At 41.7% G+C, this 16,703-nt stretch carries 15 protein-coding genes; 3 read left to right on the top strand and 12 right to left on the bottom strand.

Annotated features, from left to right (window positions below; genetic code table 11):
* Positions 1-35 precede the first annotated feature (35 nt).
* From KNO71_RS10520 to KNO71_RS10470, 11 genes are all read right to left on the bottom strand, one after another.
* On the bottom strand, positions 36-446 hold the full coding sequence (locus KNO71_RS10520) for a hypothetical protein (protein WP_214688534.1): 411 nt from the start codon (positions 444-446) through the stop codon (positions 36-38).
* Between the two features lie 322 nt (positions 447-768).
* The gene (locus KNO71_RS10515) at positions 769-2,166 is read right to left on the bottom strand and encodes a CHC2 zinc finger domain-containing protein (RefSeq protein ID WP_214688532.1); all 1,398 of its coding nucleotides are present in this window, start codon (positions 2,164-2,166) and stop codon (positions 769-771) included.
* 106 nt (positions 2,167-2,272) lie between these two features.
* Positions 2,273-3,655 (bottom strand): CHC2 zinc finger domain-containing protein, encoded by a 1,383-nt coding sequence (locus KNO71_RS10510; protein WP_214688530.1) that lies wholly within the window; start codon positions 3,653-3,655, stop codon positions 2,273-2,275.
* Between the two features lie 149 nt (positions 3,656-3,804).
* On the bottom strand, positions 3,805-4,269 hold the full coding sequence (locus KNO71_RS10505) for a single stranded DNA-binding domain-containing protein (protein WP_214688528.1): 465 nt from the start codon (positions 4,267-4,269) through the stop codon (positions 3,805-3,807).
* Positions 4,270-4,403: 134 nt separating this feature from the next.
* Positions 4,404-4,931, bottom strand: coding sequence for a hypothetical protein (locus KNO71_RS10500; RefSeq protein ID WP_214688526.1), 528 nt, complete (start codon positions 4,929-4,931; stop codon positions 4,404-4,406).
* On the bottom strand, positions 4,928-6,004 hold the full coding sequence (locus KNO71_RS10495; RefSeq protein ID WP_214688523.1) for a hypothetical protein: 1,077 nt from the start codon (positions 6,002-6,004) through the stop codon (positions 4,928-4,930). Before KNO71_RS10495 ends, KNO71_RS10500 begins: the two co-directional genes overlap by 4 nt.
* A gap of 4 nt (positions 6,005-6,008) precedes the next feature.
* The gene (locus KNO71_RS10490; RefSeq protein WP_214688521.1) at positions 6,009-6,563 is read right to left on the bottom strand and encodes a crossover junction endodeoxyribonuclease RuvC; all 555 of its coding nucleotides are present in this window, start codon (positions 6,561-6,563) and stop codon (positions 6,009-6,011) included.
* A complete protein-coding gene (locus KNO71_RS10485) occupies positions 6,564-7,031 on the bottom strand; it encodes a hypothetical protein (protein ID WP_214688519.1) in 468 nt (155 codons plus the stop codon). It lies immediately after the preceding gene.
* A gap of 163 nt (positions 7,032-7,194) precedes the next feature.
* Positions 7,195-9,423: a DNA gyrase/topoisomerase IV subunit A gene (locus KNO71_RS10480; protein WP_214688517.1), complete on the bottom strand. Its 2,229-nt coding sequence runs from the start codon at positions 9,421-9,423 to the stop codon at positions 7,195-7,197.
* A gap of 78 nt (positions 9,424-9,501) precedes the next feature.
* Complete coding sequence (locus tag KNO71_RS10475; protein WP_214688515.1) at positions 9,502-10,146, bottom strand: TraX family protein; 645 nt, start codon at positions 10,144-10,146, stop codon at positions 9,502-9,504.
* Positions 10,147-10,195: 49 nt separating this feature from the next.
* Positions 10,196-12,106: a DNA gyrase/topoisomerase IV subunit B gene (locus tag KNO71_RS10470; RefSeq protein WP_214688514.1), complete on the bottom strand. Its 1,911-nt coding sequence runs from the start codon at positions 12,104-12,106 to the stop codon at positions 10,196-10,198.
* 310 nt (positions 12,107-12,416) lie between these two features.
* Between KNO71_RS10470 and KNO71_RS10465 the strand changes: the two genes are divergently transcribed.
* Positions 12,417-14,186: a hypothetical protein gene (locus KNO71_RS10465; RefSeq protein ID WP_214688513.1), complete on the top strand. Its 1,770-nt coding sequence runs from the start codon at positions 12,417-12,419 to the stop codon at positions 14,184-14,186.
* A 76-nt stretch (positions 14,187-14,262) separates the two neighbouring features.
* Here KNO71_RS10465 and KNO71_RS10460 read toward each other — a convergent pair whose 3' ends face one another.
* Positions 14,263-14,856, bottom strand: coding sequence for a hypothetical protein (locus KNO71_RS10460; protein WP_214688512.1), 594 nt, complete (start codon positions 14,854-14,856; stop codon positions 14,263-14,265).
* Between the two features lie 184 nt (positions 14,857-15,040).
* On the opposite strand from KNO71_RS10460, the gene KNO71_RS10455 reads away from it, so the two are divergent.
* Both KNO71_RS10455 and lepB read left to right on the top strand, forming a co-directional pair.
* Positions 15,041-15,733 carry a hypothetical protein gene (locus KNO71_RS10455; RefSeq protein ID WP_214688511.1) on the top strand — a complete coding sequence of 231 codons (693 nt, stop codon included), beginning with the start codon at positions 15,041-15,043 and terminating at the stop codon, positions 15,731-15,733.
* A 318-nt stretch (positions 15,734-16,051) separates the two neighbouring features.
* Positions 16,052-16,546 carry a signal peptidase I gene (gene lepB / locus KNO71_RS10450; RefSeq protein WP_214688510.1) on the top strand — a complete coding sequence of 165 codons (495 nt, stop codon included), beginning with the start codon at positions 16,052-16,054 and terminating at the stop codon, positions 16,544-16,546.
* Positions 16,547-16,703 lie beyond the last annotated feature (157 nt).

Here is a 16,703-nt window from a genome sequence, read left to right as displayed (position 1 = left end):
AAAACTAATAAAAAAGAGCGAGAGGATTTCTCCACTCACTCCATGTTGATTTTTGCTTTCGTTGCCTCGTCAAGCACGTTATAGATATTCTTTAGTGGAACATCGAATGTGTTGCCTCCTAACGTGACTTTCGCAATCCTTGACTCTTCATCTCCTGAAACCGACATGCTCGTGGTTTTCAATGTGAAGGTAGTATCTGACGTCCGTTCGAATTCTACCGTTTTGACTTCTTCTTTTACTGTGTCAACCGCCAAGACTGCATTGTCAACACTCTTATTCATAAGAGAAATATCTCCTGTTATCCCGTAATATACGAGACCGGCAATCAACAGTCCTCCTAAGATGGCGACAACCTTACTCATGAGTAAACGAATCAGTACAAGTAGAACGATTATTAAAACAATGAAAACAAAATTGTCTTTTAATAGTTGAATCAACATATCCATTCCATATCTCCTCCTTCAGTTATTATGGTCGAGCACTCTATATTCTATGAGCATTCTCAATGACCAATGCCTTTTAATCCAAACTCTTTGTTGGATGTTTCTTACGTTTCGCTTCCAACAGCTCCCGCTTTGTTTTTGTTCGTTTTGTGAGGGTCGAGATGGCAATCTCCCTGCCTCTGCGTTTCAGAGTGACATCGTATCTACCTTCACGTTCGAGTCTCTTTCTAAGTTTCTGTGTCCTGGTTTTTGCCATTTGCAACACTCCTGTTTATTTAGATACCTCATCCTATTCAACAAAAGACAAGCTCATCAGTGTTTTTCATTATCGTTGTTTCAAAAAGAGTGGCTTTATCTTGTCATCGAACCCTTCTTCAATCAACTCATTCCCAAAGTCTTTGAGAACATCTCTTATTTTCATTCCGTGCATCTCTTCAATCTCATCGATTAACGAACGATATGTCGAGACGAACGTGTCTGCCGAAATTCGATTTACCTTGTCCTGATATCCCGATTGGATGACATCGTCTATCCCTTTCCCAAAATCCTTTTCCCACCATGCATAATGTATCTTCACATCGAACTCTTTCATCGCCTCCACCATCGCAGAAAGAGATTCAAACACATTGATATTGGAGGCAACGTCACTGTCAAACATCACGATAATATTCAAGAATGGATGATTCTGTTGCTCCTCCAGGTCATGAATCGTATGAATTAAGTCCTGTTTCCAATTTTGAATCCCCTGTATCGACAGCGCTTGAGCTTGATAATGCTTTGCGATTGCTTCTGACTTAAATATTCCTTCTGTAATGAAAAGAACGTAGGGATATTGGTTTTTGCTAGGAATAGATACATGAATGGGGGAACCGCTCCCTGTGCCAAACTCCATTGTGTCCTCGTCATTGGCAAAACTAGAGGACATCCAGATATAACGCTTTTCACCTTTCTTGGCGATATCTTTCCGAATTTGAATCCCCTGAATTTTCCCATGCAAGTCTCGAATAGGTATTCCGATACCCTTGATGGACAGGAATGTATAAGCACGTTTTGACACATCTCCTTTTTTCTTATAGAACCCCGGAACACCTTTCAACATGTGTTGGTCATATCCGTATTCGTCCTCCAAAGCCTGAAGGAAATGCTTGAGATACCGACTACTTCGTGAAGGTATGCTGAAATACCCCACTTTCTCGATTTCTTCATCCGTCAACAAGCGCTCTTGCTTCAAGTGTTCTAAATGTTTCGTCGAAAGTTTTTTGCCACTTCCTTCGATGACACTCTCCCCTTGAGAAAAGATATCGAGAACATTGGAGATGACATCCTGTTCAGCACGATGGTCTTCAACGCTATTTTTCCAAAGATTGTCGTATGAACGAACAATTTTCGTTGTTTCTTCTTTAAAAGTTGAACCACTATTGTACAGTGCCACTTGTTCCTCTGTCACAATGCCGTAAATCAACGCTATCTTGAATACCGCTTCAGGGAATCCGATACCTTCTGTTTCTCGGACGAACTTGATTGCATCCCCTTGCTCCCCACAAGACCAACAATAGTATTTTCGTTTTCGGTCAATGACCGAGAAAGAACCTGGAGTCCGGTCATTATGGAAAGGACAAAGACCTGGTTGCAATTCGTAAACATTTAGAATCAAATCCCGAATCGATATATTCCTTACATTCTCTAAGACTTCTTGAAAAAAAGACTCTCGTGTTTCTTGCATCTGTATCACTCCCCTACCGGACTTTTTTATTTCATTATATTTATTTTTTTGACTATAGTCAATAAACATGCGCTTTTGGAGATAAAAAAAGACCCTCTAAGGGGTCTTAGGCTGTCATAAAAAGTTTAAATACCTTTTCTTGAACGACGGTTCTTATGACATTCTTATCAATATTTCGAATCTTTTTCTGATATGCCTTTTCAAGGGGCTCAATGATACTATCATAAGCCGCCATGAACTCATCCATATCGACTCGTTTGAGACGTGCGGTTTCCTGATTGTGAATCAGGTCGTCAATCCCTTTTCCGTATGATTCATCCCACATCGCATTGTAAAATTTGATATGAGGAAAAGCTTCTTTGATTTGATTGACCAATTTCTTTAGATGTAGATAGACATTCACATTCTCCACCATATCGGCATCGTGTGCGACGAAGATATATTTTATTTCGCCCTGTTTCTTCTCGATGCCATTCAATTCTTCTACAATCTCCTGAAAATTGCCTACTCCTTGCAATGAGATGGCAGTTGAACCAAAATGTTTGGAAATAGCTATTGATTTAAAAATGCCTTCCGTGATAAACACCACATTGTTGAATCGTTCCCCATTAGAATAAGTCGTATGAAGAGGTGCTCCTGCAGGCGTCCCATGCTTGTAAATGTTTTTATGTTGAGCATATGTCGAAGAAAACCAGGTGTAGCGCTTTTGGTCTTTATCGACATCATCTTGACGGATTTGAATTCCTACAACCTGTCCATGGCTATTTCTAACAGGAATGCCTATTCCTTTTTTGTTTGTGAATACATAAAGGTATTTTTTTTGCCCATTTTTCATTTCACCATAATGGTCTGCAGTAACAAAACCCGGGACATGTTTGAGCTCTTGACTGTCCAACCCTCTCTCAGCCATCGTTTTATAGAAGCGGAGCAAGAAATCCTGAGACGCTTCTGGAAATGTGAAAAATCCCCCGACTTGAATCTCTTCGTCTGACAGTCCTCTCCCTTTTAAAATCTCTTGATGAGCATCAGATAATGTACACGTATCCATGAACGCCGAAAACAGACCATCTAAAACCTCAACAGACGCCTTATCGACGACATCATCCGATTTAGCCCTCGCTTTTCGTTCAACCGGTCTTACCTTTGTATCACCAGAGACCCCTTCGAAATACGCTTCTGCTTGAGATTTTGTGACAATATTGTGCATGTAAGCTATCTTCATGACGGCTTCCTTATACTCAATCTTTTCCATTTCCATCACAAAGCGAATCCCGTTCCCACCTTCTCCGCAAGAAAAGCACTTATAGATATTCATCTCATCATTCAATTTGAATGACCCGAAACTCTCATCGGCATGGAATGGGCAATGCGCATCATTATCCGAATAAGGGTTCCGCTTGACTGTCACGTACTCTTCTACTATATCGGTGATGCTAATTTTCTTGACTTCTTCCAATACACTTTTGAAAAATGTAGCCTTTTTCTTCATGTTTGAGTTCGACTCCTTCAGGAATAATTCCATTAAAATAAAATGTAGTCACCTACGCCAATAATTTTCTATCTCTCATACTATGCAGAGAATGTACAATACATGAAACAAAAAAAAGAGAGACATAATGTCTCTCTTGAAATGTTTGTTTAGAACGGGAGGTCATCATCAGCAGGTGCTGAAGCTGAAGCCGGAACCGTTTCCGCTGTTTTTTTCGGGGCATCCGCACCATCATTTGGATAGCGAACAACCTTGAAGTCTCGTGCGACGATTTTGAGGCGTTTTTTGCCATCAAACTCTTCGACTTTAAAGAATCCAGAGATACCGACTAGACAGTTTTTGCGAACGCCTGCCGTTTTGATACGTCCTGAAAGTTGTTCCCAAGCCGCAACGTCTAGGAATACCGCTCCGTCTTCAGTGACAGGGGCTTCAGTACCTAAAGCGTAATTAAATTCTTTCGCACGGTTGTGTGTGACGATTTGGAAGTTCGTAACAGGTTTTTCACCGGTACCATCTCGCAAATCTCCAGTTACCCAACCTTCAACGTAACCGACTGCAGTTCCCTCTTCTTGTCCTTTAAACAAACTTCCGAATGTGAATCTCTTTTTTTCCATAACTTTCATCTCCCTTTGAAGTAAATTCTTTTTGGTTTAAGAATACCTTTTGTCCTTGCTTACTCTCATTATAGATAGCGTTGACAAAAGTATTCTCGTTAGTCTATTAAACTTATTGAAGAAATAATCATTGCTCAGTGTTGACCCTGCTCAAGTTCGGCGATTTCTTGCCACCCTTGGTCAATTTCTTTTTGTAGAGCATTCTTTTGAATTTCGTCTGTCGATTGATTCAATTCATTCTCTAGTGCGTAGAGCATCGTCTTCTTCTCTTGAATTTCGACTTGCTTCATATTTTCAAAGCTCGTGACGGCGATTACCGACTTCGTTGCATCATCATATTCCAATACAGCCAAACCATCCTCCACTTGATAGATGGCTCCCATCTTTTTCACGTCCCCATCAGCCAAAAGGATTTCTTTGACCGGTTCCTCGTATCCATGCTTTGCAAGTTCGTCTTTGTAATCCTTTAGAAACTTTTCTCCGGTGAACAATGTTGAAACATCATATACACTCAATTTCTTCTTGTCCCCTGATTCAGTCTTATATTCCGCCTCTACCTGTGAAGGTTCTTTGTCCGGGGCGACCACGGCATCCTTGTCCCCGCAACCTGCAAGGACAAGAAGTGGCGACATCAGTAACACGCTCAATGTTTTCACTTTCATTTTGTATCGTCTCCTTTCTCAATGATGACAGGCATTGCATACTCGACATCATATGGAATATCGTGTTCGACACGCTGAGTCTTCAAGTCATAGACCTTCAAGCCGGTAGGCGATTGCATGTAGATATAATCTTTATCGACAACATGGTTCGTCGATTTGTACTCCATCTCATTTGCCTCTATCGGGATTCGCAACGTCAAATCATCTTTTTCTAAACGATTATCTCGGATTCCGTATCGAACAAATTCATAAGATGGCGTATCCCCATTGACACTGTGTCCGACAAGAATGAAATCTTCCCCATCATCGTTTGTAAGCATGAGTGAGTTCGTAGCACCTGTCTTTTGTAGACTTTCAATGTCCATCGTTTCGGAATTGACATAGAGTACGATGTTTTCACCCTTGTCCTGACCGAATTTGCTGTGAACAACGATATTTCCATCTGACTCCTGCATCGATGTCAACGTCTCGCCTACTTCAATCTTCGATGCCACCCCGTTCGAGACTTTTACGATTTCATTCTCAGTGAGGTAAAAGACACTTTCGTTCTGAATCAAAATATCTTTCAGAACCGGAATGTCGTCGATGGTTGTCTTTGCGCCAGATGCAATGTCCGAGATGGACAATGTCTTCAATTTATCATCATAGACAGCAAGTGTTTTTCCATCAGTACTGAATTGATTTGGCGTGTTCCCTGCAAATCCGCTTGCGAGAACTTTGGATGATAGTTCACCGGATTCCTCTTGAACCTGATATAACGTATCCCCATCGAATGCAAATAACTTCTCATGGTCTGTAGAAGCCTTGTATGCCATTGGTTTACTTGTAATCGATGGCAATTGACCGACTAGTTCGCCGTTCTCGACTCGCACCAAGTCGAACCCACCATCCGATTTCGCCATAATCGAATAGTCCGCCAAATAATTGACAGCTTCTTTCGTCTCTGAAAATGGAGAGTCTTCACTGACGACCAACCATAGTCCCCCTGAAACGAGTGCGGTGACCAAGAGCGAACCTCCGACCCAAATCTTCCCTCGATGCTTTTGCATCGTATATTTCCAATGATTCGACATATTCTCAACTCCTTTTCTTTTGTTCTATCGCTTCATAATGTTTTCGGAGAGCTGTCAATGAGATTCCGACAGCATCCGCTTCATGATTGTTTTTAACCACTACTCCGCTCTTTTGTGCAATCTCCTCGATGCGTTTGACGACATCATCTTTCGATGCTCGTCCATTTCCGGTGCAAATCTTTTTTACTGTACCTGGCGTGTAATCTGCAACGGGTAGTTGATGTATCCCACCCAAGAGGTAAATTGCTCCGGACACCATCTGAGTTCTCATAATGGAAGCAGACCTGTTTCTTCCTGTGGTCTTTTCCACAGGATTGAAAAACAATTTCTCTAACCCAATCACATCAACATTGTATGAATGTATCAATTTATTTATGAATTCAAAGATTTGAAAGATACGTATAGCGTCGCTGTTTGAGGCATACGTTCTAAATACTCCTGAATGAAGAAGAACTTCGTCGCCGATATCATTCAACGTTGTGAGTCCAAACCCCACATTTGCAATCCCTTGGTCAATCCCTAGCGCTACGATTGAATTAACCTCAGAATCATTGTTCATTTATACATATCCGTTCTGTTTCATTTTTTCAGCAATCGCACCGCTTACGACTTCATCTAGGATAGAGGTTATCAAGGATTTCATTGTCGGTGATTCTTGAATCATTTGTTCAATCGAGATATATCCACTGTTCAATCCTAATGTGAGTTCTTCCTTGATTGCTTCATATCGTTCATCGTTCAATAAGAAGTCTCTAAAACGAAAATCATCTTTCCACATATGCCAGTTTTCATCATCTTTCAATTCTTCAGAAGTTAAATCATTCATGATGATTCCGAACCACGTACTGACCAACATCCGAGCATAATACGGGATATGATTCTTCGATGTCGTGATATAAACCTCCTGTTTCGTCCAGGTCACATCTCCCTTCCCCTCCATAAGCAATAGTCTTGATACGATACGTCGAATAATGTCTTGGTTCTCTGAATGAATAGTGATTCGATTATAATTTTCTTGTCGTAACATTTTATCAACTCCTTTCATTGTTCTATCTGTATGTGTAGTTTGCGACCCATTTCAACTGTCGCTGTTATATCTATCATAGTTTTATTTTTTGACAATAGTCAAATTTATTCGATTCAACTTCTGCTCTATGTGTAAGCAAAAAGACAGGTCTGATTGACCTGTCTCAATAACCCTTGCCATATGTCGCTATTTTAGTTCTGATGATGTCGGATAGTGGCAAGTCTATACCTGAATGGACGATTCTGTCCTCTTCGTCCGTCACCGGATGACACAACTGCACCTCATCATCAAGTCTTAGTTTCATTCCTGTAACGCCTTTGCTATTTCGTTTCAGATAGTGAATGCCAGAAGTTTTAAAACGTAACACCTTGTTCTCTTTGGACACAAGGATTACCTCGTTCGTCACCTTGCCGACAAACAAGACCTTGTCCCCCTCGTCTAACCTATGGGCAAGCACGCTCGAACGATTTGTATCAAATTCCGAACCTTTAATAAGCTTTACACGACCTTTTTTAGTCACAAACAGCAGGGTGGAATCCAACAATTCAGACTTCGGGATAAGAAAGACAGATGCTTCACTCTTTTCCATGTTGGCAAGAGCTTGTATCGGCTTCCCTCGTTCTTTACCCTTGGCTCTTGGAACATCTTCGACCTTTAGCTGTACTGCCATGCCATCTGTCGTCATTGCAACCAATCGCTCGGTGTTCTTCACAAGCATTGATTGCCGCACCGACTCGGTGTCACCGTCAGTACCACCTTCAAATGCCTTTACGTATCCAAATTTATCGACTTGTATCTGGACGTCAAACTCCTTGACCTCTTCCTTGTAAACCTGGGTCTTTTGGTTTGTGACGACCGTCATCCGTTCTCGACTATGCTTTTTCTTGTAGGATTGCAGTGTTTTGCGAATCTCTTTCATCATCAATCTTTCGTCTGACAATACACTCTGGTAGAAGTTAATTTCTTTTATCAGCTCATCGTATTCGCTCTGGACATGCAGGACTTCGAGTTTTCCTAGTCGTTGCAACTTCATATCCAGTAAAGCCTGAGCTTGTGTAGGTGTGAAGCCAAACTTCGAAGCTACTTTCTGGTGTTTCTTCATCCCAAACTCTATGTCGGTTGTGTCTCCTGTTGTCAGACATGCTTTCATTTGCTTGACGTCCTTCGACCCTCGAACAACATCAATAATCACATCCATGACCGGAATCGCATATAAAAAACCTTCCAATAATTCTCTTCGGGCTTCAGCCTTGGGCAGAAGATATTCAAATCGCTTGCGATACAACTCTTTTTGGAATGATAAAAAGTGGTGTAGATAAGGGAGCAACCCCACATGTTCAGGTTTTCCATCAACAAGTGCAATGAAGCGGTAACTCTCCGAGTCTTGAAGTTTCGTGTGGCGGTATAATTTATGCAGGAACTTTTCTGCGTCCACACCTTTTTTCAATTCGATGATGATGCGTATCGAATGGTCACTCTCATCACGAACGTCACTAATCTCTTGCAACTTCTTCGTATTGACGACGATGTCGATGATGTCGTTGATAAGTTTCTCTTTTCTTCCTGAAAATGTGTATGGAATCTCTTCGATAATCAGATTAGTCTTCCCGTATTGACCTGGCTCTACTTTAATCTTCGAGCGGATGACCGCCGTCCCTTGTCCAGACTCATACATGTCTCTCATATCATCCGCATTGACAATCATTCCTCCAGACGGATAATCGGGTCCTTTTACGAACTCCATGATTTCATCTAATGAGGCAGTCGGTTTTTTGATGAGATGCAGTGACGCATCAATGATTTCAGTTGGGTTGTGTGGCGGAATACTTGTATTCATTCCAACAGCGATACCCATCGTTCCGTTTATAAATAATTGTGGTATTAAAGCAGGTAACACGACGGGTTCTTCTTCACTCCCATCAAAGTTTTCTTTCATCTCAACGACGCCCTTCTCGAAGTCTTGCAACATATATAAAGCTTCCTCGGTCAATCGAGCTTCAGTATAGCGCATAGCGGCAGGTGAATCTCCATCAATCGAACCGAAGTTACCGTGACCATCTACTAATGGAACTCGCACCTTGAAGTCTTGAGATAGTCGAACCATCGCCTCATACACGGCTGAGTCTCCGTGTGGGTGATACTTACCAAGGACATCTCCGACAATTCTGGCGGATTTCTTATGCGGACGGTCATATGTCAGGTTCATCATCCTCATCGCATATAGAATCCGACGGTGAACGGGTTTGAATCCATCCCTTACATCCGGTAACGCACGGTCAGTGATGACCGTCATGGAGTAATCCATGAATGATTGTTTCATTTCTTCTTCATAGCTTATATTCACGACCTCTTCGTAAAGAGAATGAACATTTTTCTTTTTCATTTTTCCCATTGTATCAACTCCCTTTTCTGTCTTTTCTCAGAGTATTCTCAATGATAGTTCAATTGTCTTTGATTCATGCAAGTTGGCTCACCCTACCCACTTGAACAGGATGAATAGCACCACGATATGTGCCGGATAAAATCCATAGAATAACCACTTGGACACAGACACGTTGAGTCCTGGGGTCATCTTCACCACAAGCAACACCACGAAGGCGAGAACCGCAAAGATTTGGAGTGGTGACAATACCAACGAGTACAATGTCGTTGCGAAGGTAAATGCAAGGAATTGAGAAATGGGTCTACTCGATAGCAAAAGAAACATAACAGGTAGCAAGAGACCATATATCCCGTAGTCTAGCGGTATCGCCGAACCGACAATCACCATCACGGCACCTACGCCATATCGTTGTTTTTCAATCGCAAGGACAAGTGCATAGCCCATGAACAGTGTGAAAAATATGTTTAGACTTATTTCCGTAAGACCAAATCCAATCATGTAAGGGATTTGTGAAATCAGACCGAACAAAAATAAGTATTTCAACTGTTGGAACGGATTTCGTGTATGGCGGAATCCGATAGCAAGCTGATAAGCAAACAAAGGAAAGGCAATGCGTCCGACAATCCTTAATATTTCAAGATGCGGATACAAAATCGCACCGATATGGTCAATCAACATGAATAGAATGGCTAATAGTTTGAGCGTGTTTGATTGTGATTTATTTAATGTCATATGTGTCCCTCCTAAAAAAGGACGGGACTACTCCCGCCCTCTATTAATGTCAGATTGCGACCTTTGCATCCTCGGCATGGTCATAGATAAATTGCTTGCGTGGTTCAACCTTCTCTCCCATCAAAACGGATGTGATTTTATCCGCCCCGATAGCGTTCTCAATCTGAACTCTTCCTAAGCGACGAGTCTCCGGATTCATTGTGGTGTCCCATAACTGGTCAGCATTCATTTCTCCAAGACCTTTGAACCGTTGGATGTTACGAATTTTTGTTCCGAGTGTTGCTTTCATTTGCGCCAATTCTTTTTCAGAGTAGGCATATAAGAATTCTTCTTTCTTGCCTGTCGTCTTCAAAACAACCTTATACAAAGGAGGTAATCCTCTATATACAAACCCTTCATGGATAAGCGCAGGTGCAAAACGATATAGGAGGGTCAGTAGTAGAATTCGAATGTGGCTCCCATCAACATCAGCATCCGTTAAGATGATGATTTTGTTGTATTTCAACTTTTTGATGTCAAACGACTCTCCGACGCCACAGCCAAGCGCAGAAAATAGTGTTTGAATCTCTTTATTCTGTAACGCTTTTTCCAATGATGTTTTTTCTACATTCAACACCTTCCCACGCAAAGGAAGAATGGCTTGAGTCCGACGGTCTCTGCCAGCCTTAGCCGTTCCGCCCGCAGAATCCCCCTCCACGATGAAGAGCTCGCATTCCTCTGGTTTCCGTGACCCTGCATTCGTCAACTTCCCATTCGTCTGCAACTGAATTCCTTTGGACTGAAAATTCACTTTTGCTCGGTCTTCCGCTTTTCGAAGCTTCAAAGCTTTCAACGCATTTTCCAGGATGTGCTTTGCATCATCGATAAATACGTCGAAGTGTTTTGGAGCATCGTTCAAGACCACATCCTCAACCGCTCCACGTGCATCCGTGGAACCTAGCTTCCCTTTTGTTTGACCTTCATATTGCGGGTCTGGATGTTTAATTGAAATCACAGCGACTAGACCGGTTCGGATATCTTTTCCGTCCAAGGACTCCTTTAAAATCCCGAGCTCCTTCCCGTAACTGTTCATGAGCCGGGTCAATCCACTTCTGAGTCCCGTGACGTGTGTCCCGCCTTCAATCGTCGTAATGTTGTTGCAATAGCTGATGATTTGTTCTGAAAAATCACTTGTATATTGCATGGCGACATCCACTAAAATCCCATTCGATTTGCCTGAAAATGAGATGATGTCAGTGAGCGTCGTCTTATCCTCATTCATGAGGTTCAAAAAACCTTCAATCCCACGTTCTTCGTGAAAGGTTCTCTGGTATCCCGTCTTTTCATTTTTCAACACAATGGTCAACCCTCTGTTCAAAAACGCACTTTCCTGCAACCGTCTTTCAATCGTCTCCAGATTCCAAGTGGTCGTTTCAAAGATTGTGTCATCTGGCAAGAACCGAACTGTCGTCCCTGTAGTTGTGGTTTTACCTTTAACGGGCAACTCGCCTGAGCGCATCAGCTTAATGACAGGATTCCCTCCATGCTCATAGCGGTCAAAATAAATATGCCCATCTTTATGAATCTCTACTTCCACGTAAGCGGATAGCGCATTTACAACCGAGGCGCCTACTCCATGAAGTCCTCCTGAAAACGCATATCCGCCATTGTTAAATTTTCCTCCCGCATGAAGGATGGTGAACACGACCCGTGCGGCACTAAATCCAGTCTTCGGATGTACATCTACAGGGATTCCTCTCCCGTTGTCTCGAACTTCTATCGAGTTGTCCTCTCGAATCGTTACTTGAATTTGGTCACAATATCCGGCTAGGTGTTCGTCGATAGAGTTGTCGATGATTTCCCAAATCAGATGATGTAAGCCTCTCGTACCAGTACTCCCAATATACATTCCTGGTCTCTTTCGGACTGCCTCTAATCCATCCAAAATGTCAATATTCGTCCCATCATATTTTTCCGTCATGAATATCACGCCCTTCCTTAGAAGTCTGCAAGACTTCTCGTTTAGTTACTTTCTACTCAGAAGGCTATGCAAATCAGACTTTGGCTATTCATTCATCCGTGCCATGCTTTGTTTTGCGTATGGGCAACTTTCCCGAAACATAAACCGATAGACTGACAAAAAAATATCCACTCGAACATGATATGTGTTCACTGCTCTTAAGAAGCACGTTCAGGAGCTGTCAAAAAAAATAGCATGTCAAACCTACTACCGTTCGATATTTCTCGATTGATGAGAATAGGATAGCTAAAAAAAGAAAGGGCGTGACAGTATGTATAAACGTTCAACAAAAACGATTGTCAGCTTGTCCACCGCATTTGCCATTGCATTTTCGGGCTTCCAATTCGTAGCCCCCTATCATGCATCAGCGGTTTCAGATACGTTCACCTTGACTGCCGTAACGAATGATTTAATCTCTGTTAAATTGAATGGCACACCTCAAGTCCGATTACCAAATGGAGTCGTAACAACTGCAAACACAAATTTCCGAGTGGGAAAGAACAACACCTACACGTTTGTCGGTATTGATGGAGAGGTCAAAACACAAAAGTCGCTAACTATGACATCTGTGCCAAATCAACCAGAGTTGCTCATTGTCTCTCCTGGGGAGACGGTCAAGTTGCACTTTGAATCGGATGACGCACACTCTGGAGTGAAAGATATGCGTTATCGTGTATATCAAGAAGACCGACCGGGTTCAGGGTCAATATTTACGTCTTGGGAAAGCTACAAGGCGATGAAGAACTACACGATTCCCTCCATCACCAAAGACACAGATAGTTACTGGGTAGTCGAAGCTGAATTCCGTGATGTCGCAGGTAATATCAAGAGTAATGTCATCACACGGTTCATGATTGAAAACCATGCCCCTGATGTCGATTTGTCGAATACACCAGACTGGATTAATAAGAATGATTTTGAATCTGGAAGGCATTCCATTCATGCCACTGGAGCATCCAAGTTTGGCGAATTGAGTCAAATCAAATATGCTGTTGCTCCGGGCTCGTTTCAGAAATGGGACAATACCATCGCATTAACTCGTCCTAATTTGCCTCAGGGATACAAGGAGACTAAGCAAGGGGATGAGACATTGTTCACTTTCACGTCTGAACCGTATGTCATTCCGATTGCTTCGGATGGTTATTTCAATGCGTTCATGCAAGTCGTCAAAATGTCCAACAGACAGTCTGTTGCATCTGATACCGTTACAAAGCGAATCGGATTGGATAGAAAAACTCCTTCGGCGACTGCGATGTTGAATAGCGGAGAGAATGAGGCGTCTTCATATGATGTGAATCTCGATATTAAGAACATCTACGATGAGCTGTCGGGAGTTGAGACGATTGAAATTTTTAGAGTGAAGGATGGAGTTGAGGAAAGAACCGCATATGCAACGATTAACAACCCATCATCTACTGAGAGTTTGAGCATCCCATTCGAAGAAGATGGATATCCCGGAGGAGAGAAAGGGTTGGTACACTTGTATTTAACGGACGTGGCGGGCAATCGAACTAGTGAACCTGTCAAATCACAAGAAGTCACGTTTGCAAAACTAAGTGTCACTGATTTCATCTTGACTCAAAACCGTAACCCTAAACTGTATTCAGATGGATTCACACCGGTTTCCTATGCAGGAAAAGAAGAATTTGGATTCAACGAAGAGTTGTTGTCTGGGTCAAACTTCGAGTTCCAAGTAGATTATGGCTTGGGCAAAGGGAATCCTTCAGACTACATCATCGAAGGGGAATATGTCGCTAAATTCACAAAACCTGATGGAACGTTGGCATTCTCCACAGGCAAACTTCAACGCTCATCCGGAACAAGTTTCGTTTCTGGTAAAGTGGGGCTCGATAAAGATTTACCTTATAACACGATTGTAGAGGTCGAGGTCAATTTGACTGGCGTTAGAAAAGGATTGAACGGTCAGCCTAACAGACCAATTCAACCTGCGACTCCTCCTGCCTATAAGATTGGATTTGTAGGTAAGAAAAATCTGTCCGATGTCGTGAACGAGGCAATTCGATTCAATGAAGTCAACTAAATCTAAGGGTATGCTTTCAAAAGCATCATTATCTGCATAGAAAAAGGAGCCTCCAATCGGCTCCTTTTTTTCTTGCTTATTTGTCGCCCTTGTTTTCGGCTTGTCCATCCTCCGAGGATTCGTTCTTGTCACCATTGGAGGCATCTTTAGACGCTTCGGATTGTTCCTCTTCATCAGTCGCATCGACTGGGGATTCTTCGAGTTCTACCTCAATGGCTTTTGTTTTGTCATATTTGCCCTCTGTTGCAATAAGCATTGTTCGGATGACACCTTTTTCAACCTTGATTCCAAGGTCTTTGCCGGATACCAATTTATAGCCAACAATTAATGTATCATCATTCAATTTCTTAAGACCATCAAACCAAATGGTTGTATCTTCTTCTGCTTTTGTACCAGGAGAAAGAAGAACATAGGTCTTCTGATTGTCGAAGTATAGATGTTCACCTTTCTTTTCCTTGTTCTCTTCAAACCATTTCGACAAATTCTTATCGGTCAACCCTGAAGTGTCCATGACTTCAAACTTTAGATTTTCATGTTTTTCGAAATCTTTCACCTTCATGACACTCGCTTCCATCACTGCGTCTTCTGTAGCATTCGGGACAACCTGATAAGCGCCGAAACCCAATAATGCCAGAGCACCGATTGAAATCAATACATTTTTCTTTTTCATTACGACCAACTCCTTATTAGTGATTACTCATTCTTATGATTACTTAATTATATTGATTATTTTTGACAATAGTCAAATTTATCGTGTTTTACTTTCCTATTCGACGCTTTGAATTTGTGAAAGTCTTCGAGATGCATAGAATAGTGCAGAAATTGAAAAAAAACACTAGGAGGTCGATGAAAATATGCAAAAACTAAATCAATTGGGCTTAGAGCTCATCAGCATGAAGCAAGAACTGTTAAACGTGAACCATTCAGAAGTTGTCCGGAAGGCGCTATTGTTCCATGTCGAGAATATGACGGAAAACAAGTTGATTGAGGTCGATACACAAGTAGAACTGACCAATAAAGACATGCTACTCGATGACTTTAAAACTTACCTTATGGCAAAACCGTCGTACATGAAGACTTTGGAAGAGTTGCGAGGCGAGTATGATGCCCTGCGTGAGTCTATCCTTGAGAAGATGAAGACAGATATTGATTTTACTTCACATAGTGATGTAGAGCGTGAGAATCTCACATTCATTCAAACATTCGAGCTAGATGTTGAATGGGTCAAAGAGTATTTCGGAGTATCCGATGTGGAGGTTCCAAAGCTTGTGAAGGAAAATGGTTTCATTGCAAAATTTGCAGTCTTACGACTAAACAAGCTGACATCTGAATTCTTAAAATCTTCAGTTGAGAAACATGACCTTGTCGAAGTTAAGAGAGGCGAACACCTCTACAACAACATCGAAACATCCTCATACTGCCTTGATTTAATCTATACAGTTAAGGTCGAACATGCAGAGAATGAATTGAACCATGAATTGATTGCTTCCTACATGTCAGACACTTCGAACGCCATCAATCAATATGTAGTGTCTCACTTGACGTAAACGGCTCAAAATTTCAATATTTGGACAAAAATTTTTTCTATATATTCAAAATAGGTAAAACACTTCCGAAGCCGCTCTGTTGAGCGGTTTTTTTCACTAGTGAACACCATTAACGATACACCTATATATAGTGTCTATAAAAAAACCTTGACACAAAATGTTGACATGGAAAAATTAAGGATGCTATAGTTGTGTTAAGGTAATGGTATTAGCATAATAAAAAAGAACGCTCGATGGCGTTCCTAAGTAAACACTAGCACTATGAACCTATATAAGGAGTGTGAATCTTTTTTCACCGTAGGAAGGGAGTTGGTCTTCTTGAAACGAAAAGACCATTTGGTAAACTTGTCGCTTATTGTTGGTCTAGTGATGACCATCGTCTTAGCCACATTTATCGTCACAGAAAAAAACAATGTAAGCGGGATGAGTATGTCCCCTACATTGCAAGATGCGCAATCTATACTTGTCCTTGATAGCACCTTCAACTTCGAAGGAATCAAGTTCGGCGATATTGTGACAGCCAATCCAGAAGAATTCGAACCGCTTGTCAAGCGTGTCGTAGGTCTCCCAGGTGATAAAATTGAATTCAAAAACAACACCTTATATCGTAACGATTCTCCACTCACAGACTTCTACACTGCTGAGATGCTCTCTGAGCTAGGCACTCCTGAGAATGACGGTTCATGGGATATCGTTGTCCCTGAAGGCGAATACTACTTGCTTAGTGACAACCTCTCTATCGACACAGTTGACTCTCGTATCATCGGTACGGTCAAGGCATCTGAGATTGATGGGAAGGTTATCGTTCACTAAATTACTTTATTACACATAATGAAAGCATCCGACTTCTTGTGGGATGCTTTTTTTGACGTTACGACCTTGTAAACTAAATATACATAAATTTTTGACTATAGTCAATATTTTTTAAGGGATTTTTATCTTTTTTTCATGACAAAGAACACCCGAATCA

Origin of the sequence: Exiguobacterium sp. s163 (assembly GCF_018617135.1) — a bacterium.
Lineage (GTDB): Bacteria > Bacillota > Bacilli > Exiguobacteriales > Exiguobacteriaceae > Exiguobacterium > Exiguobacterium profundum.
This window is presented reverse-complemented; position numbering and strand designations above follow the sequence as displayed.